Annotated in this window: 23 protein-coding genes; 10 read left to right on the forward strand and 13 right to left on the reverse strand. The window is 61.3% G+C overall.

Going from position 1 to position 18,873, the window contains the following annotated elements; genetic code table 11:
- Positions 1-41: 41 nt before the first annotated feature.
- The 3 genes from nthA to FFM53_RS21700 are packed head-to-tail and all read left to right on the forward strand — an operon-like array spanning position 42 to position 1,700.
- On the forward strand, positions 42-689 hold the full coding sequence (gene nthA, locus FFM53_RS21690) for a nitrile hydratase subunit alpha (protein ID WP_138387177.1): 648 nt from the start codon (positions 42-44) through the stop codon (positions 687-689).
- On the forward strand, positions 686-1,345 hold the full coding sequence (nthB, locus tag FFM53_RS21695) for a nitrile hydratase subunit beta (protein WP_138387178.1): 660 nt from the start codon (positions 686-688) through the stop codon (positions 1,343-1,345). The genes nthA and nthB overlap by 4 nt, the downstream gene beginning before the upstream one ends.
- Positions 1,332-1,700: a nitrile hydratase accessory protein gene (locus tag FFM53_RS21700; protein ID WP_138387179.1), complete on the forward strand. Its 369-nt coding sequence runs from the start codon at positions 1,332-1,334 to the stop codon at positions 1,698-1,700. The genes nthB and FFM53_RS21700 overlap by 14 nt, the downstream gene beginning before the upstream one ends.
- Before the next feature lie 107 nt (positions 1,701-1,807).
- Here FFM53_RS21700 and FFM53_RS21705 read toward each other — a convergent pair whose 3' ends face one another.
- The 5 genes from FFM53_RS21705 to FFM53_RS21725 form a co-directional block, all read right to left on the reverse strand.
- On the reverse strand, positions 1,808-2,590 hold the full coding sequence (locus FFM53_RS21705; RefSeq protein ID WP_138387180.1) for an anti-sigma factor family protein: 783 nt from the start codon (positions 2,588-2,590) through the stop codon (positions 1,808-1,810).
- On the reverse strand, positions 2,587-3,102 hold the full coding sequence (locus FFM53_RS21710) for an RNA polymerase sigma factor (RefSeq protein WP_138330569.1): 516 nt from the start codon (positions 3,100-3,102) through the stop codon (positions 2,587-2,589). Before FFM53_RS21710 ends, FFM53_RS21705 begins: the two co-directional genes overlap by 4 nt.
- A 34-nt stretch (positions 3,103-3,136) precedes the next feature.
- Positions 3,137-3,517 (reverse strand): COG4315 family predicted lipoprotein, encoded by a 381-nt coding sequence (locus tag FFM53_RS21715; RefSeq protein WP_138330570.1) that lies wholly within the window; start codon positions 3,515-3,517, stop codon positions 3,137-3,139.
- Positions 3,518-3,672: 155 nt separating this feature from the next.
- A complete protein-coding gene (locus tag FFM53_RS21720; protein WP_138387181.1) occupies positions 3,673-4,089 on the reverse strand; it encodes a VOC family protein in 417 nt (138 codons plus the stop codon).
- A 57-nt stretch (positions 4,090-4,146) separates the two neighbouring features.
- The gene (locus FFM53_RS21725; protein WP_138387182.1) at positions 4,147-4,482 is read right to left on the reverse strand and encodes a cupin domain-containing protein; all 336 of its coding nucleotides are present in this window, start codon (positions 4,480-4,482) and stop codon (positions 4,147-4,149) included.
- A gap of 145 nt (positions 4,483-4,627) precedes the next feature.
- Here FFM53_RS21725 and FFM53_RS21730 point away from each other — a divergent pair, with 145 nt between their 5' ends.
- Positions 4,628-5,179: a MarR family winged helix-turn-helix transcriptional regulator gene (locus FFM53_RS21730; RefSeq protein WP_138387183.1), complete on the forward strand. Its 552-nt coding sequence runs from the start codon at positions 4,628-4,630 to the stop codon at positions 5,177-5,179.
- Between the two features lie 132 nt (positions 5,180-5,311).
- Complete coding sequence (locus FFM53_RS21735) at positions 5,312-5,800, forward strand: RrF2 family transcriptional regulator (RefSeq protein WP_138387184.1); 489 nt, start codon at positions 5,312-5,314, stop codon at positions 5,798-5,800.
- A gap of 16 nt (positions 5,801-5,816) precedes the next feature.
- Here the strand turns inward: FFM53_RS21735 and FFM53_RS21740 are convergent, their stop codons facing one another.
- The 4 genes from FFM53_RS21740 to FFM53_RS21755 form a co-directional block, all read right to left on the reverse strand.
- Entirely contained in the window at positions 5,817-7,298 is a 1,482-nt protein-coding gene (locus FFM53_RS21740; RefSeq protein ID WP_138387185.1) for a cyclic nucleotide-binding domain-containing protein, read from the reverse strand.
- A gap of 188 nt (positions 7,299-7,486) precedes the next feature.
- Entirely contained in the window at positions 7,487-7,903 is a 417-nt protein-coding gene (locus FFM53_RS21745) for a cupin domain-containing protein (RefSeq protein WP_138387186.1), read from the reverse strand.
- Positions 7,904-7,971: 68 nt separating this feature from the next.
- Positions 7,972-8,727, reverse strand: a complete 756-nt coding sequence (locus FFM53_RS21750) for an SDR family oxidoreductase (protein WP_138387187.1) — start codon at positions 8,725-8,727, stop codon at positions 7,972-7,974.
- A 68-nt stretch (positions 8,728-8,795) separates the two neighbouring features.
- Entirely contained in the window at positions 8,796-9,275 is a 480-nt protein-coding gene (locus tag FFM53_RS21755) for a carboxymuconolactone decarboxylase family protein (RefSeq protein ID WP_138387188.1), read from the reverse strand.
- A gap of 131 nt (positions 9,276-9,406) precedes the next feature.
- Here FFM53_RS21755 and FFM53_RS21760 point away from each other — a divergent pair, with 131 nt between their 5' ends.
- Together FFM53_RS21760 and FFM53_RS21765 are read left to right on the forward strand one after the other, a co-directional pair.
- Positions 9,407-10,330 (forward strand): LysR family transcriptional regulator, encoded by a 924-nt coding sequence (locus tag FFM53_RS21760; RefSeq protein WP_138387189.1) that lies wholly within the window; start codon positions 9,407-9,409, stop codon positions 10,328-10,330.
- A 73-nt stretch (positions 10,331-10,403) separates the two neighbouring features.
- Positions 10,404-11,531: an ATP-dependent DNA helicase gene (locus tag FFM53_RS21765; RefSeq protein ID WP_003560862.1), complete on the forward strand. Its 1,128-nt coding sequence runs from the start codon at positions 10,404-10,406 to the stop codon at positions 11,529-11,531.
- Between the two features lie 85 nt (positions 11,532-11,616).
- On the opposite strand, the gene FFM53_RS21770 is transcribed toward FFM53_RS21765, so the two are convergent.
- Positions 11,617-12,309, reverse strand: a complete 693-nt coding sequence (locus FFM53_RS21770; protein WP_138387190.1) for a MerR family transcriptional regulator — start codon at positions 12,307-12,309, stop codon at positions 11,617-11,619.
- Between the two features lie 450 nt (positions 12,310-12,759).
- On the opposite strand from FFM53_RS21770, the gene FFM53_RS21775 reads away from it, so the two are divergent.
- Positions 12,760-13,512, forward strand: coding sequence for a pyridoxine 5'-phosphate synthase (locus tag FFM53_RS21775; protein WP_138387191.1), 753 nt, complete (start codon positions 12,760-12,762; stop codon positions 13,510-13,512).
- A gap of 170 nt (positions 13,513-13,682) precedes the next feature.
- Positions 13,683-15,515 carry a WG repeat-containing protein gene (locus FFM53_RS21780; protein ID WP_246413031.1) on the forward strand — a complete coding sequence of 611 codons (1,833 nt, stop codon included), beginning with the start codon at positions 13,683-13,685 and terminating at the stop codon, positions 15,513-15,515.
- Between the two features lie 233 nt (positions 15,516-15,748).
- On the opposite strand, the gene FFM53_RS21785 is transcribed toward FFM53_RS21780, so the two are convergent.
- Positions 15,749-16,657 carry an SDR family oxidoreductase gene (locus FFM53_RS21785; protein ID WP_138387192.1) on the reverse strand — a complete coding sequence of 303 codons (909 nt, stop codon included), beginning with the start codon at positions 16,655-16,657 and terminating at the stop codon, positions 15,749-15,751.
- Positions 16,658-16,794: 137 nt separating this feature from the next.
- Between FFM53_RS21785 and FFM53_RS21790 the strand changes: the two genes are divergently transcribed.
- Complete coding sequence (locus tag FFM53_RS21790; protein ID WP_138387193.1) at positions 16,795-17,211, forward strand: winged helix-turn-helix transcriptional regulator; 417 nt, start codon at positions 16,795-16,797, stop codon at positions 17,209-17,211.
- A 3-nt stretch (positions 17,212-17,214) separates the two neighbouring features.
- On the opposite strand, the gene FFM53_RS21795 is transcribed toward FFM53_RS21790, so the two are convergent.
- Both FFM53_RS21795 and FFM53_RS21800 read right to left on the reverse strand, forming a co-directional pair.
- Positions 17,215-17,448, reverse strand: a complete 234-nt coding sequence (locus tag FFM53_RS21795; RefSeq protein WP_138387194.1) for a DUF6429 family protein — start codon at positions 17,446-17,448, stop codon at positions 17,215-17,217.
- 107 nt (positions 17,449-17,555) lie between these two features.
- A complete protein-coding gene (locus FFM53_RS21800; protein ID WP_138387195.1) occupies positions 17,556-18,779 on the reverse strand; it encodes an MFS transporter in 1,224 nt (407 codons plus the stop codon).
- Between the last annotated feature and the right edge of the window lie 94 nt (positions 18,780-18,873).

Genomic DNA, 18,873 nt, shown 5'->3' on the forward strand with positions numbered 1-18,873 from the left:
CATATGATAGAAATAGCGGGCAGTTTCGGGAGGGCTTCGCCTTGCGCGACCATGACGACGAGCACGACCACAGTCATGCCTGTGGGCACGATCACGACAATCACTATTCGGACATGCAGGCGCGCGTGAAGGCGCTGGAAACACTGCTGACGGAGAAGGGGCTGATCGATCCGGCGGCGATCGATGCGATCGTCGAGACTTACGAGACGAAGGTGGGGCCGAGAAATGGTGCGCATGTCGTCGCCAGGGCCTGGAGCGATCCGGACTTCACCGACTGGCTGAAGCGCGATGCTACGGCGGCGATATCAAGCCTCGGTTACACCGGCCGGCAGGGCGAGCATATGCGCGCCGTCTTCAACACGGCAGAGACCCATAATCTCGTCGTCTGCACGCTCTGCTCCTGTTATCCCTGGTCGGTGCTCGGCCTGCCGCCGGTCTGGTACAAGGCGCCGGCCTATCGCTCGCGCGCCGTCATCGATCCGCGCGGCGTGCTGGCCGAGTTCGGGCTGACGCTGCCGGAGGATAAGAAGATCCGCGTCTGGGATTCGACGGCGGAACTGCGTTATCTCGTCATTCCCGAGCGGCCCGAAGGGACAGAGGGAATGGACGAACAGACGCTCGCCGGCCTCGTCAGCCGCGATGCGATGATTGGCACGGCCGTTGCCCGCAAGCCGGAGAGCGCCACATGAACGGACCGCACGATCTCGGCGGGCAGATGGGCTTCGGTCCTGTCGCGCCGGAAAAGGACGAGCCCTATTTCCATGCCGAATGGGAAAAGCGGGCGCTCGGCATCACGCTTTCCTGCGGCGCTTTCGGCGCATGGAACATCGATGAAAGCCGGCATGCGCGCGAGAATATTCCGCCGGCCGATTACCTCGCCGCGAGTTATTACGAGATCTGGATCCGCGGCATCGACAAGCTGCTCGAACGGCACGGCTTTGCGACGCGCGCGGAATTGCTGTCCGGCCATGCGCAGCAGGCGGGAGCGGTTCCAAAACGGGTGCTGAAAGCGGAGATGGTGCCCGGCGTTCTGGCGAAAGGCGGCCCTTGCGATCGTCCTGCTAAGACCGCGCCGCTCTTTGCGGTCGGGGAGACGGTGAAGACGAAGAATTTCAATCCGGTCACACATACGCGCCTGCCGCGTTATGCCCGCGCCAGGACCGGAATGGTCGAGGCAGTGCAGGGTGCCTTCGTCTTTCCCGACGACAATGCGCATGGCAGGGGCGAAAATCCGCAATGGCTCTATACCATCGTCTTTGACGGCGAGGAGATATGGGGCGAGGGCGCCGATCCCACGCTGACCGTGTCGATCGATGCCTGGGAGAGCTATCTTGAGCCGGCATGAGATATCGCCGCTGACGCAATCGTCCGGGCTGCCGAGGTCGCCGGAGGGCGAGCCGGTTTTTCCCGAGCCATGGGCGGCTGAGGCTTTTGCCATGACCGTGCACCTGCACACACAAGGCCTGTTCAGCTGGAGCGAATGGGCTGAAACGCTTTCCGCACAATTGCACAAGCCTGGCCGGGCCGAAGATGGCAGCGACTATTTTGACTGCTGGGTGGCGGCACTCTCCGACCTCATCGTCGACAACGGCATCGCCGACGCGGAAACGATCCTGGCACTGCAGCAGAGCTGGCAGCGGGCGGCGGAGGCGACGCCGCATGGACGGCCGATCGAGCTCGGCAACGATCCCTCACGCTGATCCTTAGATCGGTTCAGCTGTTCACGGAAGCGCAGAACCGCTCTAACTTTTTGTTTTTTGACGTAATTCCGGACGGAAAACCGCTTTGCACTTTTCCTGGAATTGCTCTAGGACGGGAACTGCTTGTAGCACTCCTCGGCTACCTCCCGCAGCGTCTCGCGGGAGATTTCTCCGGTCACGGCATAACCGAGTTCGCCGTCGATCCAGTAGAAAGTTTCGAGATTGCCCGATGAGGCGAAACGGAAGCTCGTCGTGCGGTTCTCCGCGTTGCGGCCGACCATGACGGTCAGGCGCTCGCCGGCCTGGTTTTCATACATGAACATGGCGCCCGGTCTGCCGTCGACCGGCAGCAGCCGGCCGCCGACCAGCTTGAAGCCGAGCGGCTGCAGGTTCGGGATCTTGAGGTTCTGGATTGCCAGGCGCTTGCCGAGCCAGGTGGCGAGGTGGACCTCCTCGTTTGCAAAGACCTCGACGGGATGGCGAACCTCGGCGGCATAGACCGTAAACGCGGTCTGGGCCTGTTTTGGCAAGGTTTCGGAGCCGGCAAGCTGCAACTCCGGCTTTTCCAGAAGTGCGGGGCCATAATGGCCGCTGACGGCGCCGAGCGTGAAGATGAGGAGGGCCGATGCGGCGATCGCCCAGCGTTTCGGTCCCGATGAGACGGCGCGCGGGGGGACGACGAGCAGAGGATCGGTGTTCTTCGCCTTCTCATAACCGGCAAACAACGATCGGATGTCTGAATTCTGCGCCTGCCATTCGGCGACCATCGCCGCCTCGTCGGGATTGTCGGCCAGGAAGGTCTCGATGCGGGCGCGCGCCGTTTGCGGCAACTGGCCGTCGGCATAGGCGTGAAGGTCGGCTTCGGTCACGCTCGGATTGGTCTCGTTCATTTCGGTCTCCGAAGCGTAATGATGTTGTCGGCCTTCAATCGCTCGGCGACGCGCCGGCGGGCGCGCGACAGGCGCGACATGACGGTGCCGATCGGGATATCGAGCGCGACGGCGACCTCGCCATAGGTGTATCCCTCGATGACCACGAGCATCAGCACGGCGCGGTGTTCCTCCGACAGGCTGTTCAGCGCATCGTCCAACCGGGCGCGTTCCAGTGGATCGGCCGGCGGTTCGGACGCGGCCAGATCCTCTGCGGCACCGAGCTCGACAAGGCCGTCGCGCGTTTTGCCGCGCCGGCTGTTGCGGTAGAGATTGGTCATGATGGTCAGGACCCAGCCGCGCAGGTTGAGGCCGCGCCATTGGCCGCGGCGCGTGAGAACCTTTTCGACACAATCCTGGAGCAGGTCCTCGCCATCGGCATCCGAGCGCGTCAGGCTGCGCGAATAGCGCCTGAGCGAGGGCAGGAGGGCCAGGATCTGGCCCTCGAAGGTTTCGGGTGCGGGTGTTTTCACGCCGGCAACTCGCTTGTGATCGGGGTCTTCGCGATCAAGGCTTGGCGAGATCCCAATTGCCGCCGACGCCATCGCCGGTGATGTCGCCGGCCTTCGTGTCCTTGACCCAGAAATAGAGCGGCATGCCGTCCTTGGCCCATTGCTTCGTGCCATCTTTGCGATCGATGATCGAATATGCACCATCGGCCTTGGCGTCGCCAGCAGCCATCAGCGGCGGCCAGTTCTTGGCGCAATCGTCGTAGCAGTTGGAAACGCCCTTGGCGTCCTTCTTGAAGGTGTAGAGGGTCATGTCGTTTTCGCCGGCGAGCACCTTGCCCTTGGCGGATTCGACTTCCTTGACGGGAGGGGCGGCGAAAGCAGCGGTCGCGGCAAGGGCGGCGGCCGCCAGGACGGACAGGAATTTCACGGATGTCATGATGTCTCTCCTCAGATTGGGCACGCAATCTTGCGATACCTGAGATGAGACACGAGGCGCGGTGGTTTTATTCCAGGCGCAGCAAAAGTTTTGATGGCGGGCGAGGTGGGCCGAAGCCCGTTTCGCCCGCGGCACGTCGCCGGACGCCTTGCCGGCTATTGCCCAGAGGCGGTCGCCGCCGCCATGTCGACCCAGACCGCTTCGAATATATGGCCATCGGGATCCTCGAAGGCACGGTTGTAGAGCCAGCCCATGTCCGTCGGCGCGCGCGGATCGGCTTTGCCGCCGGCGACTGCGGCTGCCTCGACGATAGCGTCCACGTCTTCACGGCTGTCCATCGTCAGCGCGATCAGCATCTCGCTCGCCTTCTGCGCTTCGGCAACGGGTTTCGGCGTGAAACTCGCGAAGAAATCGCGTGTCAGCAAGTGGAAGATAATGGCCTCGGACCAGACCATGTTCGACGCCTGGTGATCGCTGAACTGTTCGTTCTTGCTGCAGCCGATCGCGTCATAGAAACGGGTCGCAGCGGCAAGATCTTTCACCGGCAGGTTCACGAAGATCATCTTAGGCATTGCGGTTCTCTCCTCTTCCTTTGTCTTGTGGAGGTTGTCTTCTGAGGCGGCTTTGCCTCACACAAACTCCTGCGCGATCTCGTCGCTGGCATGAATGCAGACGATTTCGAGCCGTCCGGTGCCGACATTCTCGAAACGGTGGGGAATGTTGGCGGCCACGACGACGATATCGCCGGGAAAGGCGCGGGTCTTGGCGTCGCCTACGGTGAATTCGGCTTCGCCTTTCCTGACTGCCCACGTTTCGGAATAGGGGTGGACATGCAGGTCAGGCCCTTGGCCGGGCTCATTGTCGACCAGGAAAAGCGATATCTCGCCGCCATGGTCGCGGCCTTCGAAGCGGACCGTGCGGCTCTGATCGGGTCGCGGTTCCTGGTGGCGAAGAATACTGAACATCACGTGCCTCCTGCTGGTGCCATTTGCGATCGCAAAACTATCTTCTCGAGAAGATATATCCTCAAAACTGTCTTCCTGTCAAGATATCTTCCTTGATGTGGATGGAAGGTGTATGTCTCGGCTGTGGTGGCATATGAGGCAGAAAATGACGAATGGAACTAAAGGTGACGGCTCCTACGAGGATCATGTCGACCGGCTGCGCCGGCAATGGGCGCTGGAACTGCCCGACCTCGACACCGAGCCGATGGCGATCTTAGGCCGGGCCTTTCGGCTGTCGAACCTAGTCCGCCCGAGCATTGAGGCGACCTTTGCCGATTTTGGTCTCGACCGCGGAGAATTCGACGTGATCGCAACGCTTCGCCGTTCCGGACCGCCTTACCGACTGACCCCGACGGACATGTATTCGGCGCTGATGATCTCCTCGGGAGGCCTGACCCACAGGCTCGACCGGCTGGAGAAGGCGGGCCTGATCCGCCGGGAGAAATCGCCGCGTGACGGGCGCAGCGTATTGGTGGCATTGAGCGAGGCGGGTGCGGCACTCGCCGAAAAGGCCTTCCGCACCGACATGGCGAGCGAATCTTCGTTTCTGCAGGCTCTTGACGGAAAGGAGCGCGAGGCGCTCGCGGCCCTGCTGCGCAAGCTGATCGCCGGAATTGAAAATGAGCTGACGCAGGGAGAGGACGAGAACGGGGGCTGAGGGAGATCGGAGCCCGCATCGCCGTTCAGGCAGCAACACGCTGCTTTTGCAGCTCATTTACATCGTGCCGGTTTTCGGATATGATATGTCCTTAATTCCATCGGCAGAACCAACCATCACACGAGTTGCTGAATGATCCTGAAAAGCCAGGTCGAGTGGGCGCTTCACTGCTGCGCCATTCTCGCGGGCCTGCCAGAGGGCAGGTATCTTTCCACCAAGGCGCTCGCCGAGCTTCATGGTCTGCCGAAGGAATATCTCTCCAAAGCACTGCAGAGCCTTTCGCAGGCATCGCTGGTCGAGACCACGCTCGGTCCGAGTGGCGGCTACAGGCTTGCCAAGACCCCCTCGGATATCAACTTTCTCGAGATCGTCGAGGCGGTCGAAGGGAAGGCCAGCAGCTTCACCTGTACGAACATCCGGGCAAACAATCCCTGCCGGCCGGAAGGATATTGCGACAGCAAGCCATGCGCGGTGGCGCGCATCATGTGGGAGGCCGACGAGGCCTGGCGGGATACGCTGAGGCGCGTCCGGCTTTCCGATCTGGTCGGCACCTTGTCCGAGGAAGTACCGGCCGACATTTGGCGGAGCACGTTCGAATGGGTGCTCAAGCGCGCTGGCTGAGCGGGAGCGCCGATCTCTACGCTTTGAAGATGGTCCTGATGGTCTTCAGGATGGCATGCGCATTGCGGGCATGTTCCGGGGGCAGGGGGGCGCCGTTGCGGAAACGCTCGGCGCGGCTGGCGAGGTGGTCGGCGATTTCTTCCGCCAGCGCCGGGCGTTCGCTTAGCAGCGGCGCGAATGCCTCCTGATCGATCTCATAGGCGGTCACGGGGGTCAGAGCCTCCAGGGTGCAGACTTCCTGCATGCCGGCGAGCAGTCCGGTCTCTCCAAAAAAATCGCCCGGCGCGAGCCGTCCGCGTTCCTCGCCTGCGTTCCGCGCAGCGATGATGCCGGCGCGCACCATCATCAGTGAGGGGAGCATTTCGTCCTCCCGCACGATCACATCGCCCTTGCGGAACTCCCGGACAGTCGTGGTTTCGGCGAGCCTGCGCTTCTCATCTGATGTCAGCGTCGTAAAGACCGGAATGGCCTCGATCAGGGCAAGCGGCGTTACGCTCGGCGGCTTTGCGCTTTCTTCTGTCGGCAGATCGGCGGTCAGCACCGTCGCCGACGGCGGAATGGCCAGCAGCAGGCCGGCGGATTTGCAGTGGCGATAGACGAGATCGAGCACCTCGTTCCGCGCCGGCACCCGCTGGCTCGGGCTCGTCACCCGGAACTGCAGCTCGACCTCAAGCGCCGTGGCATCCAGCCCCTTGAGTGCTACGACCGGCGGCGGCTCGCGCACGATCGAATTGCAGCTCGCAAGCGCCGTTGCCATGACTTGGCGGACCGATGCCGGCATCCGCGTCGGGGCGATGCGGATGGTAAGGATCAAGAGATGGGTCTCGTCCGGCCGGCTTACATTCGTCAGGCCGAGCTTTGCCAGAAAACTGTTCGGCAGAACGACGATATTATTGCCACTGGTCAGGATATGTGTCGCGCGCCAATTGCTTTCGACGACGCGCCCCTCTGTGCCGTCGCTGAGAAGGATCCAGTCACCGATGACATATGGCCGGCCGAGGGTCAGGGCGATGCCGGAGAAGACGTCGGCGAGCGTATTCTGCAGCGCCAGACCGAGAATGATCGCGACCACGCCCGAGGTTGCGACGAGGGTTCCGATCGGCACGCCGAAGACGAAGGCCAGAACCGATAGGGCCATACCGATATAGACGACGCCGATAACCAAATCCTGGAGCAGGCGAGCCTCTCGCGGACTGCCCTCCAGCACCAGATAGAGCCTGATGAAACCGATGACGGCCCATGCCAGATGGATCCACCAGAGTGTTTTTGCGACGATGACGAGCAGGGCCCGCGGATCCTCGGACTCATATCCTTGAAACCGGTGGGGTTCGATGCCGCTGCCGACGAGGATCAGCGTCATTACTGCAAAGAAGAGGATCTGCACCACCAGCCGCGTCGTCGGCCGATGACGGGAGAGCAGATGCCAGACGACGATACCGGCGAATCCGACTGTTATCAGGGATATCAGAGGTTTGCCGAAGAGGGCGTCGTCAATCATCTCTCTGTCTCCGGGGTGCGGGCCGCACATGATTCAGCATCTCGGTCGCCGGCGCAAGCATCAGGCCTGCGCAGGCGGTATCGCATCGGCCCGAAAATCGGAACCGATTTCGGGCCGATGCGAGGGTTGAAAGTGTTACAGCGTCCTTTGCGCGTCTGAAAAGACGCGCGGCGCTGTAATGCGGATCGTCACTTGTTGAGCGGATAGGTCAGTTCTTTCTGGTTGGTGTCGACGACGAAGACGGCGAGCAGGCGGGCGGGCTTGGTTTCGCTGCCGTTGGCGCTGACACCGTGACGATCGCCCGGCATTTCGGAGAAACTTTCTCCCGCCTGATAGACCTTGACCGGGCCGTCATTGACCTGGCTGCGGATCGCTCCTTCGAGCACGGTGGCGTAGATGAAGGCCGTGTCGGGATGGGTGTGGCCTTCGGAGAAGCCGCCCGGGCCGTATTCGACCAGCACGCCCTTGATGCTCTTGCCCGGCACGTTCGGAAGCTCGTGCTCATAGACGAGTGTCACCTTCGCAGACTCGCTGCTGTCATGGGCGCTGACGCCGGTGGCAGCCGGAAAGGCGAGGGCGGCGGCGAGGAAAAATGTTCTGATCATCGGAATCTCCATGGTTGCTGGGTCGGGGGAAGACGCGCCCGAGCGGTCGCGTCTTGAGGGCACGTCAATCATGTCGGCTGGGCGGACTTTGCGAACCACTGCTCGAAGGTGATCGAACCAAGCCGCGGGTTGTTGTCGGAAATGAGCGACTGGTCGTTCAGTCTTGCGCCGAAATATCTCGCCTCGACATCAGCCTCGGTGGTGCGCGGGTCTTTCATGGCCTTCAGATAGCGGGCGACGAGCTCGCTGAGGCGCGCCCGTTCCGGACCAGCGATCTCGAGCGTCGCGTTGGCCGGAGCAGAGAGGGCCACGTCCGCCATGGCGTCCGCCACGTCGTCGGAAGCAATCGGCTGCACATAGGCCGGCGACAGGTGGACCGTCTGGCCGACCGTTCCCGATTGGGCGATGCCGCCGAGGAATTCCATGAACTGCGTCGAATGCACGATGGTGTAGGGAATTCCCGATGCCTTGATCAGTTTTTCCTGGGCAAGCTTGCCGCGGAAATAACCGCTTTCCTGCAGACGTTCGGTGCCGACGACGGAGAGGGCGATATGGTGCTTGACGCCGGCGAGTTTTTCGGCAGCGAGAAGATTGCGGCCCGAGGTCTCGAAAAATTCGAGCACGGCCTTATCCTCGAAAGAAGGCGAATTGGCGAGGTCGAGCACGACTTCAGCGCCTGAGAGCGCCTCTGCAAGCCCTTCTCCGGTGATCGTGTTGACGCCGGAGTTCGGCGATGCGGCGATCACGTCATGGCCGCGCTTGCGCAGGCGTTCGACAGTCTTCGAACCGATAAGGCCGGTCCCGCCGATGACAACGATTTTCATAATGGATCTCCGTTCGCTGCCGCAGTGCGGCAGCGTCAAAGGTGAATCTTTTCAATTAATTGAGTGGGTTAATTCAGGCCGGCCTTGTCGAGGCCGTAGGCCTTGTCGGCCGTGCCGGGCACGGTCTTGAAGCCGACATTGACGCGGTTCCAGGCATTGATCGCCATGACGACGAAAGTCAGGTCCGAGATTTCCTTCTCGGAAAGCTGGCCGCGTACCCGTTCGTAAATCTCGTCGGGAATGCCGCCTCCCGGAAGTTTGGTCAGTGCTTCGGTCCAGGCAAGGGCTGCACGCTCGCGGGGAACGAACAGGTTCGATTCCCGCCAGATGGCGACATGGTAGATCCGCAGTTCCGTCTCGCCGTGGATCTTGGCCTGCTTCACATGCATATCGAGGCAAAAGCCGCATCCATTGATCTGCGAGGCACGGATCTCGACGAGGGCCTGCAGCTTCTCGTCGATCACGCTGCTCTTCAGCGCCATGCTGAATTCAATAAATTTCTTGAAAAGCTCGGGGGACTGCTGGGCGTAGTTCAGTCGCTGGGTCATGTGTCTCTCCTTCAATTAAGGATATTAAATATCCTTATGGATAAAAGATATCCTTAATTGCTGGACTGTAAAGCTATTCTCGCTTAGTCTGGCTGCATAAAGCCTATGCGCAAAAGTATGAGGGGCAGGGGATGGATATCGTTTCGGCATTGCGGACCTTTCAGCGCGTCGTGGAGACGGGTTCGTTCTCGGCGGCGGCGCACGATCTCGACGTGACGCAGCCGGCGGTCTCGCGACAGGTCGCAGCCCTCGAAGGCCATTTCAATACTCGCCTCCTGCATCGCACGACGAGCGGTCTGTCGCTGACGGCAGAGGGGGAGCGGATGCTGCCGATGGCGCTGCGGATTCTCGAAGCGGTTGAGGAGCTTGGCGATGCGGCCGGATCGGACGGAGCCATGGCCTCGGGAAAGGTCAGGCTCAGCGTTCCAGCACCACTCGGCCTCTATCTCAGCGAGCGGCTCGGCGATCTTCTTGCCGCCCATCCGAAGCTCTCGGTCGAACTCATCTTCAGAGAGCAGGGCTCGGATATGATCGAGGAGCGCCTGGATCTCGAAGTGCGCTTGGGCCAGGTCGCCGACAGCAGCCTCGTCTGCCGGCGGATCGGCTGGACGACCGCCTTCCTCGTTGCATCTCCCGCCTATCTCGCGCGCAGGGCGGCTCCCCGCGCACCGAAGGAGATCAAGGATCATGAATGCCTGTGCTACAACAGGGCTGGCGAGGCCAATAGCTGGTCCTTCTCGAACGGTTCGGAAGACATATCGGTTCGGATCTCGCCGCGGCTGACCGCCTGCAATGCCGTCGCCATTCACCGGGCAGTCCTTGCTGGAGCGGGTCTTGCGGTGCTTTCGCACATCATCGCTATGCCCGATATCGCCGCCGGCCGGCTGGTCCCCGTGATGAAGGATTTCCAGCCGAGCCGGCTGCCGGTGACCGTCGTCTATCCCTCGCGGCGCAACATGCCGCTGCGCGTCAAGACGGTTCTGGATTTTCTCACCGAGGCTATGGGGCAGGACCCGTCGATGTGCGCGAGCGGCGCCGACCGGCAGTGGAACTGATGATCGTCCGGCCGGGCGATTTGCCGTTTTCCGCCTTGCCTAAAGCCCGCGAATCCTGCCAAGTCCTGCGATCATGCAATTTGCGCCGCAACAAGATGAAGCCCTGAAGGCTGTTTCGAAATGGCTGAAGGAAGGGCGCTCGCCGCTCTTTCGCCTGTTCGGCTATGCCGGAACGGGAAAGACGACGCTTGCCAAGCATTTTGCCGAAAATGTCGATGGCGACGTGTTGTTTGCCGCCTTCACCGGTAAGGCGGCGCAGGTGCTGCGCTCGCGGGGCGCCTCCAACGCCCGGACGATCCATTCGTTGATCTACCGGCCGCGCGGCGAGGAGGCGGTGGAAGACGAGGAAACAGGCAAGACCTCGATCGCGCCGATGTTTTCGATCAACCGGCAAAGCCCGGTCGCGAAGGCGGCGCTGATCATCGTCGACGAATGCTCGATGGTGGACGAGGCGCTTGGCAAGGATCTAATGAGCTTCGGCACGCCGATCCTGGTGCTCGGCGATCCCGGCCAGCTGCCGCCGGTGACCGGCGGCGGCTACTTCACCAATCAGGATCCGGACTACCTGCTCACCGATATCCACCGGCAGGCGCGCGACAATCCGATCATCAAGCTTGCCATGCAGGTGCGCGAAGGCAATGAGGTGATGTACGGCGATTACGGCACGGCCAAGGTGATCTCGAAGAACGAGGTGACGCAGCAGCTGGTGCTCGATGCCGACCAGGTGCTCGTCGGTACCAACCGCACGCGGCGGCGTTACAATCAGCGCCTGCGCGAGCTGAAAGGCTTCAATGCCGATTATCCGCAGACCGGCGACAAGCTCGTCTGCCTCAGGAATGATCCGGCCAAGGGCTTGCTCAACGGTTCGCTCTGGCAGGTGATGACCTCGTCGAAGGAAACGACGAAACCCGGCATCAATCTGCTCGTCCGCCCTGAGGATGACGACATGGACCGGGGAGCGGCCAAGATCAAACTGCTGAAGCAGGCCTTCGAGGATGTCGAGGGCGAGATTCCCTGGAACACCCGCAAACGCTACGACGAGTTCGACTTCGGCTATGCGCTGACCGTTCACAAGGCGCAGGGTTCGCAATGGAACGATGTCGTGCTCTTCGACGAGAGCTGGGCGTTTCGCGATACCCGGGAACGCTGGCTCTATACAGCAATCACGCGCGCGGCGGAGACGCTGACGATCGTCCGCTGATCCCAGTCGCACCCGCGCTAGGTCTCATTCGCCATCTGGAGTGGTGAGGAAGAAACGGTGGCGGCCGTGTCTTGGGCGGATGGCGTTAAGCCTGCACGATACCGAGCAGAACTGCCTTGGCGATGGCCTGGAAGCGGTTGTTGGCGCGGAATTTCAGGATGATTCCGGCCTCCAGGTCACGGGTTTCGTCATGTTTCAGGTCGAGCGCCCGGGCGATGCGCTGGGTGGAATAACCCTCCGCCATCAGTTCCAGGCAACGCCGCTCCTGCGGGGTCAGGCTTGCACTGTCCTGATTGTCGTTTAACGGCGGCTCCTCGATGCTGCCGTCGTAGTCCAGGAGGTCGCCGACCTGCTGGAGCTGGCGGTGCAGCGTTGACATCTCCGCCGTCAGTTCGCGCTTGCGCACCTGCAGGGCCTCGCGGAACATTGCCTCGGCCGTTTCCTGCGAATCAGCGTTGCGGAGTTCGCCCATCAGTTCCTGGATGACGGCGATCGGCATGCCGGCTTCGCGGCAGACCGTGATCACGGCCATGCGCATCACATCGTCCTGGCCATAGACCCGCATCAGGCCGATGCGGTTGGCTGAAATCAACCCTTTCTCTTCATAGAAATGCAGTGTCCTGTGTGTGACGCCGAATGCGTTTGCCATGTCGGCAATGGGCACCGGACCGTCCGGTAGATCCGGCGGCAGCGCGGCTGAAGGCAGGAACCGATATTTCGATCGGGCCTCCGAAGCGATACCGGCGGTGGCAAACAGGCGTTTGGAACCGTCTGGCATGAACCCTCCTGGGGCATGTTGTTGCACCTCATGCGGCTTTGCCAGTTGCTTCCCATGCGCGGCGAGTGGGGTTTCCTCTAGGCGTTCTTATCAGTGGGAAAGAAGCAGTACGCGGCGTACTCTACGCGATACGATGTCCACGTTATGCGTGAACGATCTTTTTTATAAGTGCTAAAAATAATCTCTTTTAAATGGGATAGCAACTTTACCGGCATATTTTGCCGGGTTCTTGGGTGTGCTGCACAAAAACATGTGCTGCACTGCGGGATCTCGCGGTGCTCTTCAAAGGTGACGGGATTTACTATCTGCGGTACGCGTGCGGCAAATGCTCAGCGTAATTTCGGTGCCCATCAGCGATCGGCATCGCATCCATTTGTGAATCTCGTTGGCCATCGCGGAGCACTTGGCTTAAAAGCAGGCCTCCCATTTCCGTGACCGATGGATCTCGCCATGCCCGCCAAGCTCTCCGTGAACCTCAACGCCGTCGCCATGCTGCGCAACCGGCGCGACCTGCCCTGGCCGAGCGTCGAAGCGCTCGGGCGTATCGCGCTGAAATCCGGTGCGAGCGGCCTGACGGTGCATCCGCGCCCCGACCAGCGGCACATCCGCTTTTCCGATCTGCCCGTCATCCGCAACCTGATCGACGACGAATTTCCCCAGGCCGAGTTCAACATCGAGGGTTATCCGACCGAGGAATTCTTCGAGCTCTGCGCCGGGGCAGCACCCGAGCAAGTGACGCTGGTGCCTGACGATCCCGCGCAGGCGACCTCCGATCACGGCTGGGATTTCCGCAAGCACCGCGCGTTTCTCACCGATGCCGTCGCACGGCTGAAGACAATGGGGTGCCGGGTGTCGCTGTTTGCCGACGGCGATGGCGATGCAGAAGCGGTCGAGATCGCCAAGGCGGTCGGCGCCGATCGGATTGAGCTCTATACCGGTCCCTATGGTGGCTGCTTTGACGCGCCGGAGCGGGCGGCCCCGATCCTCGAAGCGCTCGGACGGACGGCGGATGCAGCCCTTGCAATCGGCCTTGCCGTCAATGCCGGCCACGATCTAACGGTCGAAAACCTGCCTGATCTGGTGAAGCGTATTCCCCAGCTTGCCGAGGTCTCGATCGGCCATGGGTTGACCGCCGATGCGCTGGAATACGGCATGGCGGAAACGGTTCGACGCTTCTGCCGGGCTTGCGGGCAGGTGGTTTGAGGGAGGTCGTTTCCTTCTTGCGTATTGGCAGCGACTAACTTGCCCTGCAAGGGTCTCTCGTGCCGCGAATGAGGGCGCAAGATTCCTGTGTTCGTGACATCCGACCTGCGGACCGGCCATATTTCCAACACACGAGCATCTCCTAGTTCTTTCAACCGGGGGGCGCTAGGATGAGAGTTGTTACGCGTCAATTTATGTTTGTCGCGGCGGCATGGGTGTGTTTGCTCTGCTCCGTTGGGACCGGCGTCGCCGATCCCCGGCCGGAAAGATGGGTGGAAAGGTGCGGCGGCGTCTATGCTCTTTGCGGCTATATCGACAGGGCGATGTTAGAACCGCGGATCAATCGCAAGTTCGAAGTTGCGCTTCCTTTCTCGGAGGGGCTGGCTGCCGTGCGCTCCGAGGGGAAATTCGGCTATATCAATTCGAGTGGCGAGATGGTGATTGCCCCCATGTTCGATCTCGCCCGGGGATTTCGCAAGGGCCACGCCGAAGTGGTGGTCGGTGACAAGGCAGGAATTATCGATAGAACGGGAAAGTTTCTGCTGTCGCCGAACTATGCGCGGGCCATTCCATTCAGTGCCGGGGCGGCGCTCGTTCGTCCCGGCAAGGCGATCGCGTCGGAATCCTATGGCCTTTTACGCTTTACGGCCCGGGAACTTTTTCTCCAAAGAGACAACCCGCACTATCTGCTCATAGATCTGCCTTCGGGGAAGATCCTGAAGGACGAGCAGGCCATTAAAGAATTCGAATTTGGCACTTTCGTCTGGGCGGCTCAACCGGGAGATAAACGATACGGATTACTTGCTCCCGACGGGACCTGGAAGATCGAACCTCGCTTCGAATCGGTTGGTGAACTCAGTGGAGGAAGAGCAATTGTCTGTTATGGCGGATCGGCCGGACGCAAAGGCCAGTCCAGCCAACGTGACCGGGCCGACGCCACCCAATGCGGCGTGATCGGCCGGGACGGCCAAACTATTCTCGCCCCGCAGCAATTTAGAATCCAGGGCTATCGAAACGGTTTTTACCGTGTGGCCGAAGACCAGAAAGTGGGCGTCCTTGACGAGGCGGGACGGTTGCTTGGCGGGCGTCTGTTTGACGATGCGAGACTGCCCGATTATTCCGGTGAGGTGGCAAGGGTATTGGCCGATGGCCGGTGGATCGGGCTCAATCGAGCCGGGGATCTGGTCCAGAACCCGGAGGACGGGAAGACGCTGGCGGTATGTCCTTCGGGCGTGAAATTTGTCAGGAGGAGCGACCGCATTCAGGTCGTCGGAGCTGACGAAAAGCCGACGGTTTCGTATCTCTTTGACGACATGTACTTGACTTGCAAATTTCCCATATCGGTTCGGTACAACGGAAAATGGGGCTTTCTGAAGCAGGACGGCAAACTGCTTGTCGATCCGCCGGCACTTCAGACCCAATCTGGTTTCATCGATGGCTATGCCGGCGTCAAGGTTGAGGGCAAGTGGGGAATACTGGACAGCAACGGTGTGATGGCCCTCGCTCCCCAGTTCGATGAGATGGAGCCCGATTCCGGCGCCTACGCTGTATCGAAGGATGGGCGGAAGTTTTGGATCGACGCATCAGGACGTGAAGTCTCCGAGCCGCGCCGCCTGGAGGATCGGCGATCAAAGTTGCGTTGCGGACCAGACGGCGGACAGCGCGTCTCCAGGAATTCGAACGGAACCTTGCTCTGGGGCATTGCAGATGCCGCCGGAAACATTGTCGTCGAGCCGAAATATCGGGCCATCGCCTGTTTCCGGGATGGTCTCGCATGGGTTCCGTTCGACGAAAAACGAGAATGGTGTGCAATCGATCGGAATGAGCGGAAACGCGAGAACGTCGCGTGCGTCAAGAATTGGGCTGACAGCAGTGTTGCCGACGCGCGAATTGAGACAATGTCTGACGATCCCTATGAAAGCGGTGTGCTCTGGATGCGGGCCGAGCTTGAATACGGGCTTGATCTTAGGGAAAAACCGCCTGGCTTCGTTTCGCAATTCTGAAGGGCGCCCCTCTCTCTTGCGCTATGAAGCCGTGAGGCGTCGCGTCTCAATCAGCACCGCTGGAAGTAAGGGTCCCGTGCGCCCAAGGACTTGGGCGCGCTGGTTTCTGTGACAGGCACAGGAATCCAGCCACGGCGCGTTGGCGCCGTGAGTGACTCATCTGACGTGATGAGGGATCCAGAATCGGAGTTCGCTGCATCCCCGCGGCAAACGCAGGGATGCAGCATAAAGGCTCAATGGCCTCCGGCATTGCCTGCCGCCGTCAGGGCAGCCTTGTGCTCCACGAAGAAATCCTTCAGCGGCTGCGGCTGTTTGCCGGTCAGCTTGGTGAAGTCTTCGGTGACGATGTCGAACTTGCCGGCGCGGGTGTTGGCGTCGGCAGAAACCAGCATGTCGGCGACGAAACCGGGAAGGCCGGCGCCGCGCATGCCCTGGCCGAGCTGTTCGTCGGTGACGTCGATCACTTCGAGCGGCTTGCCGGCGACGTCGGAAACGATGGCGGCAATCTGCCGGCTGTCCAGCGACTGGGTGCCGGTCACCGTATAGGTGGCGCTCTCGGATGTGCCGGAGGCAAGGGCTGCGGCGATCGCCAGGGCGCAGTCGTCACGCGAGATGGTCGAGATCTTGCCGTCACCCGTGGCGCTATACCACTTGCCGCCCTGCAGGTTGTGCGGCATGCCGTGCAGATAGTTGTCGTGATACCAGGCGTCGCGGATGATCGTATGGGCGACACCGCTTGCTTTGATGGCGTTTTCGCTGCCGAGGTGATCGGGCGCGAAGGTGACGAGCGAATTGTCCGGTGCCGGCATCGAGGTGTAGGCGATGTGCTTGACGCCTGATTTGACTGCCGCAGCGACGGCGCCCTTGTGCTGGGCGAGGCGTTTGCCAGGAGTATCCAGCGCGTCGGTACTGATGATCAACAGCCGGTCGACGCCGGCGAAAGCCTTCTCCAGACCCGCCGCGTCATCGAAATCGGCCTTGCGAGTGACGACGCCCTTCTTTTCGAGTTCGGAAAGCTTTTCCGGGCTGCGGGTTGCCGCGACGATGTTGCCGGGGGCGACCTTGTAGGTCTCGATGAGGTGATGGATGACACGCTGGCCGAGCTGCCCGGCAGCGCCGGTAACCAGGATGATTTCGCTCATACGTCGTTTCCTTCTGTGTTGTGCTGGCTGTGTTGTGCCTGTGGTCTCAAAAAGAGAGTAACACTAGAATAGGAATTGACTTGGCGCTGTAAAGGAGGCAGTTTTTCGGCTCTACGTTACCAAAAGGGAACCAGCAGATGAGTGGCGCGGTCGTCAGCCTCAAGAACAGGATGCCGGGGATGCGGCGTGAGATCGATCTCGCTGGGCTCGATTTTTCCAATTGCCCGGTCAGGGACATGATGCAGCATATCGGCGGCAAATGGTCGACGCTGCTGCTCGAGGTTCTGGCGGCCCAGCCCTGCCGGTTCGGCGAGTTGCGGCGCCTGCTTCCCGACATCTCGCAGCGCATGCTGACGCAGACATTACGCGACCTGCAGAGGGACGGTTATGTAAATCGCGAGGTCTTCCCGACCAAGCCGCCGAGCGTCGAATATTCAATGACGGAGCTCGGCCGTTCGCTCTACCTGCCGCTGTCGCAGCTTCTGAACTGGGCGGAAGCAAACCACGAGGCGGTTCGCGCCGCCCGCTCGCGTTTCGATTCCGCCGACAGCTAGGCGTCATTCCGCCGGTCGCGTAAACAGCGCGCGGAACAATTCTTCCGATCGCCGCAAACCTTCGTTGCTCAGGACGACGGACTTTGCCTTGCCTGCGGGATTTTCAATCAGGCCGTTTCGATGCAAGCGGTCCATCACATCCCAGTCGAAACCCTTCCAGGCGCGGTCTCCGTCATGCAGCGTCAGCCATAGCAATGCCAGAACGGCATCGTCGATTTTCTCTTTGTCCATGTCCATGTTGGAAACGTCCCATAAGAACGAACATCCTGCGGCGGTGAGCGGGTGCGCGCCTGCTCACCGTATGTCCGCATTTATAAACCGGTATTGAGGTTTTTATATCGGTCTCAGATTTTGCCTTCCTGCTTGCCGCGTCCTTCCGTCAGGAACAGCAGGAAGGCCAGCGCCGGGAAGCAGAAGCCGATCCAGACCGTAGTCGTCCAGCCGCCGGTCGCATAGGCCCAGCCACCGAGTGCTGAACCGAGCGCGCCGCCGGCAAAGAAGGTCGCCATGAAGAGGCCATTGAGCCGGCTGCGGTGTTCCGGGTTCAGCGCATAGATGGCGCGCTGGCCGCAGACGAGATTGGTCGTCACGCCGAAATCGAGAAGGATCGCCGCTGCCGTCAAAAGCAGCAGGGCGGCAAGCGAGCCGTCTGCGGCGAAATGGCTGATCAGGAAGGCGGCCATGCCGAGCAGCATGGCAAGCGTCGAGGCGATCTTCGTCATACCGCGATCGGCAAGCCGGCCGGCAATCGGCGAGGCGATGGCGCCGGCAGCACCTGCGAGGGCGAAGAGGGCGATGCCGTTCTGTGTCAGGCCGAAGGCGGGACTTGCGAGCAGCAGCGGCGTCGTCGTCCAGAACAGGCTGAAGGCACCGAACATGCCGGCCTGATAGAGCGCCCGGCGCTGCAGTACCCGCGAGGTCAGTGCCAGGTGGCCCATGGAAGCGAGCAGTTCGCCGTAGCGTAGCCTGGTCGTCGGCCGGCGGACCGGCAGGTTGGCGCGGAGCACGACGGCGAGCACGAGCATGAGCGCTGCTGTGACGTAATAGACCACGTGCCAGGAGGAGGCCTCGGCGACGAAGCTTGCGAAGGGGCGGGCGAGCATGATGCCGCAGAGCAGGCCGCTCATGACGTTGCCGACGACCTGGCCGCGCGTTGCATCCGGCGCCATGTTGGCGGCAAAGGGAACTAGGACCTGAACTGCGACCGATGAAAGGCCGATAGAGAGCGAGGCGACGAGGAAGGTTGTGGGCGTCGAAGACAGCGCCGCGCCGATGAGCGCAACGGCGGAGACGGCGATCAGCATCAGCACCAGACGGCGGTTTTCGGTGAGATCGCCGAGCGGCACGATCAGCAGCAGGCCGAGGCCGTAGCCGATCTGCGTCAGCGTGACGATCAGGCCGGTAGCGGCAGGCGTGAAGCCGAGATCGGCACTGATGGGACCGGCCAGCGGCTGGCCGTAATAGAGATTGGCGGCCACCAGCCCACAGGCCGCGGCGAAAAGGAAGGTTAGCCAAGGGGATAGCGCCCTGGGAATGGCCTCATCCGGCGTGGTGGCTGAAATGCTCATCGGAAACTCCGGTATTCAAAGATTGAAAGAATTGAATGCAAAAATGCTGGCTGCGGCCACCCGATCCTTGACCGAATGCCGGTATTTCTCTCGT

Origin of the sequence: Rhizobium indicum (assembly GCF_005862305.2) — a bacterium.
In the GTDB taxonomy this organism is placed as follows: domain Bacteria; phylum Pseudomonadota; class Alphaproteobacteria; order Rhizobiales; family Rhizobiaceae; genus Rhizobium; species Rhizobium indicum.